We start from the raw sequence: 14,101 nt of genomic DNA, 5'->3' as shown, positions 1-14,101 counted from the left end.
AGCCCGCGGCGGACCCGGCACCGGCAGCCCCGCCGCCACAGCCCGCGAGCGCAAGTGACAGGGCGCCCGCGGCGAGCGCCGAGGCAAACCCCCGGCGCGACATCTCAAAATCAAACGCGCGCATCGCTAGCATGTCCCCTCGTTAGGCATCGTCCATGCGTGATGGTCGGTATGCAGCAGCTCCTCGGCCAGTGGCGAGAGCGGCTCGCCTAAGAACTCGCGGTAGCACGCCTGGACATCGGGATTCTCGTGCGAGAAACGAATGTCCGCCTTCGCATCCAGGCTCCACAGCACCTAGCCACGCTCAGCCGCCAGCTCGCAGCCGTCGTGGATGGGCTGACCGCCGCCACCGACGCAGCCGCCCGGGCACGCCATGACCTCAACAAAGTCATATCTCACACGGCCGTCGCGAATCGCGTCGAGCAGACGGGCGGCGTTGCCCAGCCCGTGCGCCACGGCGACGCGCACCTTGGTACCGTCGATATCGGCCACGGCCTCCTTCCAGCCCTCGAGTCCGCGCACGTCAGTGAAGAAGTCGGCATCCGGGTTCTTGCCCGTCACCAGGTAATATGCCGAGCGCACGGCGGCCTCCATCACGCCGCCCGTGGCGCCAAAGATCACACCCGCGCCCGTGCCAAAGCCCAACGGCGTATCGAGCGGCTCCTCGACCAGCGTGTCAACGCTCACGTGGCTCGCGCGGATCATGCGCACCATCTCGCGCACCGTCAGCGCAACGTCCACGTCGGGCGCGCCGCCCTCGCCCATCATGCTCGGCAGCGCACACTCGGCCTTCTTGGCCGTGCATGGCATAACGGACACCACGAACAGACGCTCGGGCTCCACGCCCAGCACCTTGGCGTAGTAGGTCTTGGCGATAGCGCCGAACATCTGCTGCGGCGACTTTGACGTGGACAGGCTGTCGACAAACTCGGGGTAACGTGCCTTCACAAAGCGCACCCAGCCCGGGCAGCAGCTCGTAAACATGGGCCAGCCGCGGCTGTCGCCCTCACCCTTAGCGGCGGCGCCCAGGCGCTCGAGCAGCTCGGAGCCCTCCTCCATAATGGTGAGGTCGGCCGAGAAATCGGTATCGAACACATACTCAAAGCCTACGCGGCGCAGCGCGCAAGCCAGACGCTCGACGGTTGCCTCCTCGCGCGGAATGCCGAGCTCCTCGCCCCAAGCACTACGCACGGCCGGCGCGATCTGCACCAGCACGATCTTGTCGGGATTAGCGAGCGCGTCAAACACGGTCTCGGTGTCGTCGCGCTCGCGCAGCGCGCCCGTCGGGCAATGCGTGATGCACTGGCCGCACGCGACGCAATCGGTCTTGCCGATCGGCACGCGCCCGCGGGTGCCCACGGCGGTATGCGTGGCGCGGTTGGTCAGGTCCCAAATCCCTAGGCCCTGTACGCTCTCGCACACCTTGATGCAGCGCATGCATTTAATGCACTTGTCGTTTTCGCGGATGATGGGGAAATCGAAATCCCAGCCCTCGCCCGCCAAATGCCTTTGATACGGCAGATAGAAAATGCCCAGGTCGTTGGCAATGGTCTGCAGGTTGCAGTTACCGCTGCGCACACAGCTCGTGCAGCGTGAATCGTGCTGCGAAAGCAGCAGCTGCACGTTGGTGCGGCGCGCCTCGCGGGCCTTGGGGCTGTTGGTGTGGACCACCATGCCATCGAGCACGTAGTTGTTGCAGGCGGCAACCAGCTGGTCGCAGCCCTCAACCTCGACCACGCACACGCGGCAGCCGCCGATCTCGTTCAGATCGCGCAGGTAGCACAGGGTGGGAATCTGGATGCCGACGGACTTGGCCGCGTCCAGGATCGTGGTGTGCTCGGGCACCACGACCTCGCAATTATCGATAGTGAGCTTGACCATATTGAGTGCTCCGCTTTCGGTGTTATCGCTGACAGTGGGGTTGTTGAGCTCTACCATTCCAGGTTCCTCCCTCCGCGGAACGCGCCAAAACCAAAGTGGTCGCAACGCAGGCAGCGGCTTGCCTCCTGGCGCGCCTCCTCCTCGGTAAGGCCCTGCTCGACCAGATTCCAATCGTGAATACGCTCGCCGGCCTCGCGCTCACCCAGCTCGCAGCGGCCGCACTCGTGCTTGCCCTTAAACTGAACGGTCGGCAGCTCCACGTCGAGCTTGATCTTGTGGTCGAAGCCCAGATAGCGGTCGATGTTTGCCGAAGCCACGCGGCCGGCGTTGATGGCACGGATGACGGTGGCGGGGCCGGTCTGGCAGTCGCCGCCGCTAAAGAGGCCATCGAAGTTGGGCACGGCACCGTCCGAGTCGGTGACCACGCAACCCCACTTGCAGGCGATGCCCATGTCCTCAAACGGCTTGGAATCGATGTCCTGGCCAATGGCGACAAACACGCGCTCGCAGGGGATGACGCGCTCGGGCGTAGCGGCGGCACGCGGAGCCGGACGACCGCGGCGGGGCTCGCCGATAATCTGCGGTTGCACGCGCAGGCCGCTCACGCGACCATCTTCGCCCGTCTCGATAGCGAGCGGGGCCGTAAGCTCCAGAACCTCGCAACCCTCGGCCTGGGCGCCGGCGATTTCGGCGTCCTGAGCCGTCATATCGCAGATGCGACGGCGGTAGACGATGCTTACCTTTTCGGCGCCGCAGCGCACGGCAGAGCGCGCCACGTCCATGGCCACGTTGCCGCCGCCGATGACGCACACGCGCTGGCCGCTCAGGTCGGGCAGTTCGTCGTCTCCAATGGCACGCAGCATCTTGACGGCCGACTCCACGCCGGGCGCCTCTTCGCCCGGAAGGCCGAGCTTCTTGTCGCTATGGGCACCGATGGCCAGATAGACGGCATCGAACTCGTCGCGCAGGCGGACAAGCTCCTCGCCGTTGACGGAGTGATCGAGCTCAACGTCGATGCCGGCGCTCAAGATCCAATCGATCTCGGCCTGCAGGCGCTCGCGCGGCAGACGATAGCTGGGGATGCCGTAGCGCAGCATGCCGCCCAAGTGGTGGCGCTGCTCAAAAATGGTCACCTTGTGGCCCATCACGGCCAGGTAGTAGGCACAGGAAAGGCCGGCCGGGCCGCCGCCGATCACGGCGATGCGCTTGCCGGTGTTGTCCACTACATGCGGCTTGTGGTCGTTGAGGTCACTGTGCTCAACGGCAAAACGCTTGAGGGCGAGAATGTTCATGGGATCATCGACCATGCCACGGCGGCAGTGCATCTCGCAGGGATGCTCGCACACCAAGCCGCAGACGAGCGGCAGTGGGTTGTTCTTGCGGATGACCTTGACGGCGTCGGCATAACGGCCTGCCTCGACGAGCGAGATGTAACCAGGAATGTCGACGTGCGCCGGGCAGCCCGAGACACACGGGACGCGAGCCTCGCGGTCAAAGCCGCAGGAGTGCTCGCGGATGTGGTGCTCAAAATCGTCGCGGAAGCCGCGAATGGCCGTGAGTGCCATGGCGCCAGCTTCGTAGCCGATGGCGCAGTCGCTCGAAAGGTAGATGGTGCGGGCCGTGCGCTCAATCAAGTTGAGCGTGGACTCGTCGGCGCGGCCCTCGAGCACATCGGCGAGCAGGTCGCTCAGCGCGCTCAGGCCCACGCGGCAGGGCGTGCACTTGCCGCAGCTCTGGGTGGAGCACAGGTTGACGAGCGCCGCCGTAAACTCGACGGGGCACGGGGCGAGTGAACTCACCGCCAGACGACGTCCGAGTGCATCGTGCAGGTCGTCCATGACGGCCTGAGCGTGGCTGCGTTCCATTACGTGCAGTCGAGCCATAAGATCCCCTCTCACATGGCAGCCCGGAGGCGAGGCCGGGCGAAATTGCTACACGCACAACACTGACCTAAAAAGTTGTTAGGTCTCCACGCAGTTCGGCAGGCGGTATGAAATGTCACCATCAGCGGTGAAAATGAACATTATCGCAGATAAATGCCATATTTGATAAAACGCGTTACCAAACGACAATGCCCCGCCCACGCAATCACGTGGGCGGGGCATTGCTTCAGGCATGCGGCCAGCGACCCTGTTGCTTTTACTTAAGCTCGGGCCAGTAACCCTTGTTGGCCTCGATCATGTCGTCGAGAACCTCCTTGGCGACCTTCATCGACGGCACGGTCTTGTTGAGCGTAAAGGCCTTAAGCGCCTTCTCGTACGAACCCTCGATCGTAGCCTCGACAATGAGCTTCTCGGAGTTCAGCTGCTGCATCATGAGGCCCTGCTGGAACAGCGGAATGTTGTCGCGGCTGATGACCTCGGGGCCGTTCTTGCCAATGTAGGCAGGCAGCTCGACCATAGCGTCGTAGGGCATGTTGGGGATGGCGCCCTTGTTCTCGCAAATGACCAGGAAGCGCTGCTTGGTGTCGTTCTTCAGAGCGATAGCCAGATCGGCAATCCAGTCGCCGTGGCTACCCGCATAGAACGTGCTCTCGTCGATCTCGCCCGTCTTCTCGTAATGGTCGATACCATCAAAGAGGTTCTTCTCACGCGTCTCCTCAACCTCGTTAGCACGGGTGCGCTCGGGGTTGGAGTGCTCGACGAACTCCTTCTGCTGCAGGTAGTAGTTCAGATACGTGTTGGGCAGGTACTCCGGGAAGCACTCCATGATCTCGTACTCGCCCTTCCAGACGTAGTACCAGCTGCCCTTGGTGTGGCGGTTCTGCTCGGGGTGCTCGTCGACGGCCTCCTCGGGCTTCTTTGCCATGAGCGAGCCCATGCCCTTGAGGTAAGAGTCGGGCAGCAGAATCTCATGCTCCTTGATGTACTCGCGCAGCTGCGGGAGCACCTCCTCGCCCTTGTGGCGGATCGAGGTGAACCAACCAAAGTGGTTGAGGCCAAAGTAATCGTACTCGACATCCTTCTTGTCGATATCGAGCGCGGCGCAAACCACGTCGATGATCGCGATCGGCATGTCGCAGATGTTGATGATACGAGCGTTGGGACGCAGCACGCGGCAGCCCTCGGAGACGATGGCGGCAGGGTTGGAGTAGTTGAGAATCCAGTAGTCCTTCTTGGCGTACTTCTCAACGTCATCGATCAGCTCGACCATGGGGAAGATGGTGCGCATGCCGTAGGCAAGGCCGCCGCAACCGCAAGTCTCCTGACCCACGCAGCCGTGACGCAGCGGAATCTTCTCGTCCTGCTCGCGCATGGCGTAGCCGCCCACGCGCATCTGGGCAAACACGAAGCTCGCGTCGGTAAAAGCCGTCTTTTTGTCGGTGGTCACCGTGAGCTTGATGTCCAGGCCGAGGTCCTCGTGCAAAATCCAGTCCACGAGCACGCCGATCTTGCGCTGGCGCTCCTCGTTGATGTCGTACAGACGAATCTCGTCAACGTCGAGCTCGTCCTTGCGCAGGGCGATGGACTTGACGATGCCGGGGGTAAAGGTGGATCCGCCACCACACAGAGTAATGATCATTGTTTACTGCTCCTTCTCAATTGCGTTTTCGACCTTGTCGCGCATCTCGGCGACCTTCATGCCAAAGATGATCTGGATATTATTGCCGTTGCGGTTGATGCCGCTGTTGGGCACGTGGTTGATGAGGTCCTCATTGATGAGGTCCGGGTTCTTAACGTTCACGCGGAGACGCGTAAAGCAGTTCTCGAGCTCCTCGATGTTGTCCTTGCCACCAAGACCTGCGACCAGGTCGGCAATACCTGCATCGACGCCCTCTGCGGGAGCCGCGGCAACAGCGCCCTGCTTCACCGCGACAGACGCGGCGGCCTCGCCCTCGGCAACGGACTCGGCGAGCTCGGACTCCTCCTCGCGACCAGGCGTGTGGAGGTTGAGCTTCTTAATAAGGAAGGTGAAGAGGAAGAAGTACAGAGCGGCGTTGACGACTCCAAGCACCAGCATAACCGGCCAGTTGGTCTTGTCGACACCGAGGACCAGGTTGGAAACCACGATGTTGATGATGCCGCCTGCAGTCGAAGCGGGCACGGAGAGGACCTTGAGCAGGACCAGGAAGATGCCGGAAAGAACCGAGTGAACGACAAAGAGCACGGGAGCGGCAAAGACAAAGAGGAAGTCCATGGGCTCGGTGACACAGGAGAGCACGGCGGTGATGATCAGCGGGATGATAACGGCCTTGGTCTTATCCTTGTTCCCCTTGTAAGCGGTGACGATAAAGGCGAGACCGATACCGATGTAGGGCCACAGGTTGTTGAAGGTGTAGCTGTTGAAGTAGGTGCTATCGGAGAAGGGCTGGCCCGTCATTGCCATCTCGGCGACACGGATGGGGTAGGCGCCGGCGATAACCTGATCGCCCAGTGTCAGGGTGCCACCCACATCGGAGAACTGGAACGGGGTGTAGATGAGGTGGTGCAGACCGGTGGGAACGAGCAGCTTGTTGAGCATGCCGTAGATAAACAGACCGATGTTGCCCGACTCCTTAATGATGCCGGCAACGGAGGAGATGGCGCCCTGAACCGGAGGCCAAACGATGCAGAAGCCAGCGCCCATGATCCAGGAGATGATGATCATAATCAGGAACGGGAAGCGAACGCCCGAGAACATCGAAAGGGCAATGGGGAACTGCTTGTTCGAGTACTTGTTGAACACGGCACCGGTGATGCAACCGAGAATGATGCCGCCAAACACGCCAGTATCGAGTACCTGGATGCCCATAACGGTGGCCTGGCCGGTTCCGGTAAGACCGAGCATGCCGCTCGCATCGGCAAGAGAGCCGGTGGCGTTGAGCACGATGTTGTTAGCCTGCAGGAACAGGAAGAACGACATCAGGGCGATCAGCGAAGCATGACCCTTGTTCTTCTTTGCCATGGCGCCGGCGATGCCCACGCAGAACAGAATCGAGAGGTTGTTGATGATAAACATCAGCGACTGATAGACAACGGCGCCCACAAGTTGGAACGGACCGGAGCCCAGTACGGGGACCAAAGCGCAGATGGTCTTGTTGGTCAGAATAATGCCCACGATGAGCAGGATGCCGGCAACCGAGAGATACATCATCGGCTGGACGATCGACTTCGCGAACACCTCCAACGGCGCTTTGAAATTGAACTTCTTTTTTGCGGTCATAGCGGTACTCCCCTTCCTTTTCCGCAAATTAAGACAGATGTGCCCTAGACAAGACCGTGAGCCTTGCCTTATATCAATCGATGTGTGGGCACGTTATGCCTAGAGACCAGGTTCTCCAAGCAGGTTAACAATGTGATATGCGAGATAACTCTTTTCGGCATCGGTAACGACAACGTTATAGATAGACGACAAGTGAGCGGCTATGGCGTCCGCGCACGAGAATGCACACAGATACGCCGTTTCATCGATTCGGAACAGCGCGTCTCCGTTGATTTGCCCGGCCGTAGGATCGAGCGCTCGCTGTGCGAAAAACTGCAGGTGACGAACGAAACGTTCGTAAGGCAGCGAGGTGTCATCGAGGGTCGTAGCATAGCGCTCAGAAACAATCGCGAGCACGTCGCGAACAAGCTGGACCGAAACAATCAGACGATCGGAGCGTTGCGGCATGGTGGCGTTGACGATATGCAGCGTAATGAAACCCTGCTCTTCTTCGCTCATCTGGATGCCCATATACTCCTTGATAATCTGCAGCGCACGGCCCGCAAGCGCGTACTCCTTGCGATAGAACTGCTGGATCTCGAGTAGCAACGGATTCTCACAGGGGACGCCCTTGCGCTCGCGCTCCAAAGCAAGGCTGATATGGTCTGCGAGAGCAATGAGAATCTTATCGTTGATGTCGGCATTGAGCTCTCGACGAAGCATCTGAACGATTTCCTCGGAAATCACGAGGTTGACGGTGGGGATGGACTCCAAAAGATGTGCCAAGCGGTCAATCGTACGCGAGTCCTGAGAAGTTCCCTCCTGCAACGCGTAGGTCTTTTCGATCGACGCCTCGTCGATGGCATCGCCGGCATGACGGCCAAAGCAGAGGCCTCGACCGATGACGATGAGCTCGGAGCCATCGTCCGAAGTGACCATTGCGACGTTGTTGTTAAAAACTCGCTTGATAACCACGGTACCCACCACAAGAATTTACTCGGAAAGCCAGACGACAGGCTCTTTAACAGCAACAGGGCCGGAAGCATGCTCACGAAGAGTCGAGTTCTCCGAACGCTCGCACACGATAACGAAGACCGTGGGATCAAAGCCGGCAGCGCGAACCACGTCGAAATCGACCTCGACGAGGGGCTGGCCCGCGTCAACGTGATCACCCTGGGCAACAAGCGCATGGAAGCCCTTGCCCTCAAGTTTAACAGTGTCGATTCCGATATGCAGCATCACCTGAGCAGAGCTGTTATCGGACATGATGCCCAGCGCGTGCTCAGTCGGAAACAGAGCGGCGACGGTACCGGAAACAGGAGCGCACACCGTTCCCTCTTGGGGAACCACGGCAACGCCATCGCCCACTGCACGGCTGCTAAAAGCGGGGTCATTGGTTTTTTCTAGATTAACAAGCTCGCCGGAAACGGGAGCGAGGATTTCGAACTCGGAAGCCGCAGTCGTCTGCTTATCCGAACCACCCATTAGGCGAGAAAAGAAACCCATGGTGACATGTCCCTTCATAAATATAGCCCAACCAAAATCAATCGAATGCACCCATTGAGACACACCCGTTCTAAGACTTTGGTTAGGCCCACGTCCGAGGGGACTCGGTAACCTTCCGCATTTCTTTTACGGGGGTTATTATAGACAAGCCCAAAGCCGGAACAATCATTATGACCGGCGAACGGTATTTTTTCTCCGATAAACGGTATTTATGCGGTACTTAGGGACGTTCCTTTTCTGCCGGCACCCGGGGACACTCCTTGCTCTGGTGCATTGGGGACAGGTTTGTTTGCACCAGGTCGGTGCAGATTAACCTGGCCCCATTGCGCCAATTTCGTATGCGCTAGATGAAGAGCTCGCATTCCTTCCGCACGACGCAAACCTTGCTCAGCATCTGGGAAACAGCGGATAGTTTGCTGGAATCAAGCTTGCGAGCACCTCGCGGACATACGGCGATGCAGCGCATGCAGGAGATGCACGCCTCGCCAGCTGCTCGTTTGGAGTCACCCTTGTCGATAGCACAAACGGGGCACGCCGCGGCGCATGCACCGCAGGAGACGCAATCCTCTGTTGCCTCGGGCGCCATGCGGTGACCTCCAGCTTGTTTATAAGGACGATTGCCGGGGATAGAGGGCTCGGACGCATCCTCAGCCAACAGCTTTTGCTGAATTTGCTGAGCAAACTCAGCAAGCTGCGCCGCATCCTGCGCATCCGGACGACCGGCAGCAAACTGTCGCGCAATGGAATGTTCTGCAATGGCCGCAACTGCCGCGATCACCCGGAATCCCGCATGCTTCGCAACGTCCTCCAGCTCTACGAGCGTGTCCTCAAACGCGCGGTTTCCGTAGACGCACACCAGAACGGCCCGCGCTCCGTTGCCGTGAACCATGCCCAACCGGTCAGCCACCACAGCCGGGATTCTACCGGCATACGCCGGCACAGAGATTACGGCCACGTCGTCCTCAGTCATCGAGACAGCGCTGAAATCTAGCCCGCTATCGGTCAGATCGACGGTAACGGTATTCTTGTCCAGTGCCCCGGCCACAAGGCCAGACACCTTCTGCGTTCCACCCGTCGGACTAAACACAATTTCGAATACGCTCATCGAGACACCCTCCCCCTACGTCTGGCAACGCGTCAAGCCGTTTTCACATCCAGCCAGAGTATACGGCACGTGGGATCCCCATTTTGGTGCATCAAGCACCCCAATGCACCAACCCTACGCTGTCTGCCTCTTCGTTTTGTATAAATTACGGTACAGATTGTATATATTTACGGGATACCGCCGTGTTCTCCCGAGGTACCCCATCCTGGCCCGTGCAAAAAACGGAGTATTCTGCAACGTGACCGCGCCAGCAATACCCCGAGCGGGCAAACCTTTAGGGCGCTGCGTCATTTTGGGTTCCGACATGGCGAGAATGACGCGCCCCTGCTCCGGAAAACGACGAAATCTGACTCAGAACGCTCGCTAGGGATATCCGAAAGCCACCGTTGGCGACGTCAAATCATATGCAGACAACTCGAACTGCAGAATACTCCAAAAAATGCACGGCGCACCCCATGGGACCCATTGCCGCATGGTAGGAAACAGGCCCACGGCATCCTCTAGATGCATTCCCGAGGAAATCACATTTGAACTAGCGATCGGATACGGCAAACAAAAAGGGCCCCGAGCGTAGTTGCTCGGGGCCCTTGGTTCACCTCGCTCTAGCGGGCGATGCGTATGTTACTTGCGCTTGCCGCCGCCGTCACCGGGGCGACGGGAGCTGCCGCCGCGCTTGCCGCCACGACTATTGCCATAGCTACCACGATTATCGCGACCGCCGGCACGGCCGCCGCGGGAGCCGGCCTGGTTGCCGCCACGCCCGCCACGATAGCCGCCACGACGCTCCTCGCGGGTATCGTCGTAGTTGCGCCAGTCATCGCGACGATCGCGGCTGGCACGCGGATCGCGGCGATCGCGCGACTCGTTAGAGCGGCCAGCACCGCTGCGGCTGCCATTGCCACGAGTGCCCTCGCGATGCTCGCCGCCACGGCCACCGCGCTCATCAAAGCGCTTGCCGCCACGGGACTCGCCGCCGCGAGTACCACGCTCGCCACGCGAACCGCGGCCCTCGCCGCCACGGCGCTCATCACGGCCGCCGCGCTCGCCATCGCGACCGGAACGACGACGATCGCCCGAACCACGCTTGCCGCCACGCGAGCCACGGCCCTCGTCCTCGCGCTCAACACGGCGACGACCGCCGCGGTCCTCGTCCTCGCGGCGACGGCGATGCGCCTCGCCCTGGAACTGCTTGGCACGGCGCTCGGCACGGTTGCCGCGCGGGGCCTGCTCAACGACACCAGCACCGCCGCGCTCCTCGGCAGCCACCTCGCGGGCCACGCTCTCCACAGCCTCGTCCACGCGAGCCTGAACGCCCTCGCGCACGCGGGTCTTGCCGCCGCGCTTGGGACGGCTCGGACGCTCACCGTCGCCGCGACGCTCGTCTCGACCGCGGTTGGAACGACCGGCCACATCACCGTAATCGTCGCCGTTGCGTTTGCCGTCGCGACGCGCCTGCTCAAGCTTCTTCTTGCTCTTGGACTTGCCGCGCTTGGTTTTCTTCTTCACCTTAAAGGCCGCAGGATCGCGCTCGGGGTCAACCGCGGGCGGATTGGGGCCCACATGCAGGTCGCCGGCCTCGTAGATGTCGGCGGTCTTGTCCATGAGCTTCTCGATCTCGTAGAACTCATCGACATCCTGCTCGGTCACAAACGTGATGGCCCAGCCCAGCTCGCCGGCGCGGCCCGTACGGCCAATACGGTGGATGTAGTCGGTCGGCTCGGCCGGCACGTCAAAGTTCACGACGTAGCGCACGTCGCTGATGTCGATGCCGCGGGCGAGCACGTCGGTTGCCACCAACACGTCGACGGTACCGTCGCGGAAGGCCGAAAGGGCACGCTCGCGCTGAGCCTGGCTGCGGTTGCCGTGAATCGCGGCGGCCTTGATGCCCTTGCGCTCCAGACGACGGCAGCAGCTGTCGGCGCGGTGCTTGGTGCGCATAAAGACGATGGTGCGCTCCGGGCCCTCCTTCTTGAGGAACTCGGGCAGCAGATTGTTCTTGGCCTCGATGGACACCGGGAATACAAACTGGTCGACGGTGTCGGCGGTCGACGTGGCGGGCGCGATCTCCACGCGTGCCGGGTCGCTCACCAGGTCGGTGATCTCGCCCACGGCCTCCTCGTCGAGCGTGGCCGAGAACAGCAGCGTCTGACGCTCGGCCGGCGTCTCGCGCACAATGCGGCGGACGGCGGGCAAAAAGCCCATGTCGAGCATGCGGTCGGCCTCGTCCAGCACCAGCACCTTGACCTCGTCCAGGTGGCAGGCGCCCTGCTCGATCAGGTCAACCAGACGGCCCGGCGTAGCGACCAGGATGTCACAGCCGTACTTGAGCGCCGCGGTCTGCGGCTTGTAGCTCACGCCGCCCACGACGGTCACGGCGACATGGCCAGTGACGTCGGCAATCTTGCTCGCGACCTCGTCGATCTGCTGGGCAAGCTCGCGCGTGGGGGTGATGACGAGCATCAAGGGACCGCGACCGTTGCCCTCGGGCTTCTTGGCGCCGCGACGGCGGTTGCGACCGCCACGCTCGCGCACGGGCTTGGGCGGAGCGATGTGCTCCAGGTTGTTCATGGTCGGCAGCAAGAAGGCGGCCGTCTTGCCGGTGCCGGTCTGAGCAGCGGCAAGCAGGTCGCGGCCCTCGAGCACCACGGGGATCGAGCCAGCCTGGACAGGCGTGGGCGCCGTGTAGCCTAGGTTCTCGATAGCACGAAGCATCTCGTCCGAAAGGCCCAGCTCGTCAAAGGCGGGCAGGCTCTCGGTAGCGGACTCGACGGTCTGGGCAGCATTGGCCTCATCGGCGGCATCGAAGGCAGCCTGGGTCATGGCCTCGCGGGCCTCGTCCAGAATCTCGGCGTCCGTGACGTCGGATACAGAATTACGCATATGTTGTTGTTCCTTATCTGCACGCGCAATGGGCACGGCATGCGGCCGCGCGGGCGTGCTTGGTAGTGCGCTAATACATACAAAAACAGGTGCGCACAGAGAGGACGTTGCTCAGCACGCTGGCGATCGCTTTGGCAGCCCTATCACGCGCCGTCCAGACGCAGCAGCTCTAAGCGATGGAGCAGATTCGCCGCCGGTTAGTATACCCGCACTCCGTATGCCCCCACGTAAACCACAGATGACGAGGCGGACGGGGCGGGCCTGGCCGATTGTCTCAATCTGTAACAGATGCAGGGCAAAACCGGGTCCAAATGTTACAGAACAAGACAGAGGGGGATTTCCGTCCAGTCCAAACCAAATCTCTCAGTCTTCCTGCAATTTCGAACATGTGGCCTATAATGTTGCTTTGGTTACGCTGTATATTGCGCAGCCATTTAATACGTCGCCCACCGGGAGCCATTAATTCCTATCGCCATATTGGCTAGGAAGCAATCAAAGGAGGTATCCGTGGCAGCAGAGACGCCTTGCTCGGTCCTCTATAACGATATTCGCTCGTTCGGCGGTCTTAAACATCTCGAGATCGCCCGAATGCTCATCAATGGAAACTCTTATCTCGGCAGTACCCTGCTCGAGAAATGCTCTTCCAACCGCTCGTATCTCACCCGTTACATCGTCCATCGCAAGCCTGACCAGTGCGCGCCCGCCATCTACAGCGACTTTACCGTCACCACGCTCCACCTTTCCGCGGCAATCTGCAGCAAGCTCGGCGGCGGCGAGTCCGCCTATCGGGCAATCGCCGAGCACTATCGCGGTCCGGCCGCCAACGAAATGATGTCGGCTCTCGCCAGCTACAAGCTGGACAGCCGCCTATATGCAAATGCCCTCAATCGCATCGACAACTTTGACGGCAATGCCGTGCGTGAGAAAAGCACGCTTTACCTTATGCTCTTTGTGGCAACGGGGGCGCTCGCCGATCCCGTTCAGGGCGTGGCCACCGTCGAGCGCTTTTGCGACAGCAAGACGGGTGGGCACTTTGGCACCACCGAAACTACCGTCGGACGTGGCTTTATGGGCAGTCTGGATCAGCCGCACGCCGTCGCTCCCAACCTCGGTCTGCTCAGGACACATGCCGACAACTGCGTCGACATGCAAATCCATCCCCTCACACGCGATCCGCGTGGCACGGTAATTGGATCCTTGCCCAAAACCTCGCCCAGCATCACCGATGTGGGCGCCGACGCATCGCGCGAACATCTTCGCATTTGGCTTGAGGGTGAGCACTGGTACGCCCAGGGCCTTGGATCGACCAACGGCACGGTGCTCGAATCGGGCGCGGGCGACGGCGATATCGTAATCGAGCCGCCGCGCGACCTACGCGAGCCCGGCAAGATCTATCCCCCCGTGGAAATCGCCAACAGCGACAGGCTCCATCTGGGTCTCTACACGACATTCCTTGTCATTGTGGACTAGCACGGACGGCGATCGGAAGACGGTCGCCGTCCGTCTTTCGTCTTCTACCTTCTGCGTCGTAAACGACAATACTCAGCGGTATACGTGGGCAGTGCGGCTATCATGGTACTTTACCGATATCCGCACTGCTCACGTATA

General features: G+C 60.9%; 10 protein-coding genes. 1 reads left to right on the top strand and 9 read right to left on the bottom strand.

What is annotated here, in order from left to right:
* Positions 1-126 precede the first annotated feature (126 nt).
* From DWY51_RS09605 to DWY51_RS00980, 9 genes are all read right to left on the bottom strand, one after another.
* Positions 127-294 (bottom strand): iron hydrogenase small subunit, encoded by a 168-nt coding sequence (locus tag DWY51_RS09605; protein ID WP_233504578.1) that lies wholly within the window; start codon positions 292-294, stop codon positions 127-129.
* Positions 295-1,938 (bottom strand): [FeFe] hydrogenase, group A, encoded by a 1,644-nt coding sequence (locus tag DWY51_RS01015; protein ID WP_233504577.1) that lies wholly within the window; start codon positions 1,936-1,938, stop codon positions 295-297.
* The gene (locus tag DWY51_RS01010; RefSeq protein WP_117769501.1) at positions 1,932-3,764 is read right to left on the bottom strand and encodes an NAD(P)-binding protein; all 1,833 of its coding nucleotides are present in this window, start codon (positions 3,762-3,764) and stop codon (positions 1,932-1,934) included. The genes DWY51_RS01015 and DWY51_RS01010 overlap by 7 nt, the downstream gene beginning before the upstream one ends.
* Positions 3,765-4,020: 256 nt before the next feature.
* Positions 4,021-5,403 (bottom strand): 6-phospho-alpha-glucosidase, encoded by a 1,383-nt coding sequence (locus DWY51_RS01005; RefSeq protein WP_117769499.1) that lies wholly within the window; start codon positions 5,401-5,403, stop codon positions 4,021-4,023.
* Between the two features lie 3 nt (positions 5,404-5,406).
* Positions 5,407-7,023: a PTS transporter subunit EIIC gene (locus DWY51_RS01000; RefSeq protein ID WP_117769497.1), complete on the bottom strand. Its 1,617-nt coding sequence runs from the start codon at positions 7,021-7,023 to the stop codon at positions 5,407-5,409.
* Positions 7,024-7,122: 99 nt separating this feature from the next.
* Positions 7,123-7,977: a PRD domain-containing protein gene (locus DWY51_RS00995; RefSeq protein ID WP_233504576.1), complete on the bottom strand. Its 855-nt coding sequence runs from the start codon at positions 7,975-7,977 to the stop codon at positions 7,123-7,125.
* 18 nt (positions 7,978-7,995) lie between these two features.
* Positions 7,996-8,508 (bottom strand): PTS glucose transporter subunit IIA, encoded by a 513-nt coding sequence (locus DWY51_RS00990; RefSeq protein WP_158556878.1) that lies wholly within the window; start codon positions 8,506-8,508, stop codon positions 7,996-7,998.
* Between the two features lie 343 nt (positions 8,509-8,851).
* Positions 8,852-9,613, bottom strand: a complete 762-nt coding sequence (locus tag DWY51_RS00985; protein WP_117769493.1) for a 4Fe-4S dicluster domain-containing protein — start codon at positions 9,611-9,613, stop codon at positions 8,852-8,854.
* A 621-nt stretch (positions 9,614-10,234) separates the two neighbouring features.
* On the bottom strand, positions 10,235-12,493 hold the full coding sequence (locus tag DWY51_RS00980; protein WP_195234716.1) for a DEAD/DEAH box helicase: 2,259 nt from the start codon (positions 12,491-12,493) through the stop codon (positions 10,235-10,237).
* 507 nt (positions 12,494-13,000) lie between these two features.
* Here DWY51_RS00980 and DWY51_RS00975 point away from each other — a divergent pair.
* Positions 13,001-13,963 carry an FHA domain-containing protein gene (locus DWY51_RS00975; RefSeq protein WP_117769491.1) on the top strand — a complete coding sequence of 321 codons (963 nt, stop codon included), beginning with the start codon at positions 13,001-13,003 and terminating at the stop codon, positions 13,961-13,963.
* The last annotated feature ends 138 nt before the right edge of the window (positions 13,964-14,101 follow it).

Origin of the sequence: Collinsella sp. AF25-2LB (assembly GCF_003458415.1) — a bacterium.
Lineage (GTDB): Bacteria > Actinomycetota > Coriobacteriia > Coriobacteriales > Coriobacteriaceae > Collinsella.
The sequence above is the reverse complement of the archived record's forward strand: the minus strand, read 5'-3'. Positions and strand labels throughout refer to the sequence as shown.

Bases quoted from the DNA above. Each gene is read 5' to 3' on its own strand.
- DWY51_RS01000 (WP_117769497.1), bottom strand. From the start codon at position 7,023: ATGACCGCAAAAAAGAAGTTCAATTTCAAAGCGCCGTTGGAGGTGTTC.
- DWY51_RS00980 (WP_195234716.1), bottom strand. From the start codon at position 12,493: ATGCGTAATTCTGTATCCGACGTCACGGACGCCGAGATTCTGGACGAG.
- DWY51_RS01005 (WP_117769499.1), bottom strand. From the start codon at position 5,403: ATGATCATTACTCTGTGTGGTGGCGGATCCACCTTTACCCCCGGCATC.
- DWY51_RS00990 (WP_158556878.1), bottom strand. From the start codon at position 8,508: ATGGGTTTCTTTTCTCGCCTAATGGGTGGTTCGGATAAGCAGACGACT.
- DWY51_RS01010 (WP_117769501.1), bottom strand. From the start codon at position 3,764: ATGGCTCGACTGCACGTAATGGAACGCAGCCACGCTCAGGCCGTCATG.
- DWY51_RS00985 (WP_117769493.1), bottom strand. From the start codon at position 9,613: ATGAGCGTATTCGAAATTGTGTTTAGTCCGACGGGTGGAACGCAGAAG.
- DWY51_RS01015 (WP_233504577.1), bottom strand. From the start codon at position 1,938: ATGGTAGAGCTCAACAACCCCACTGTCAGCGATAACACCGAAAGCGGA.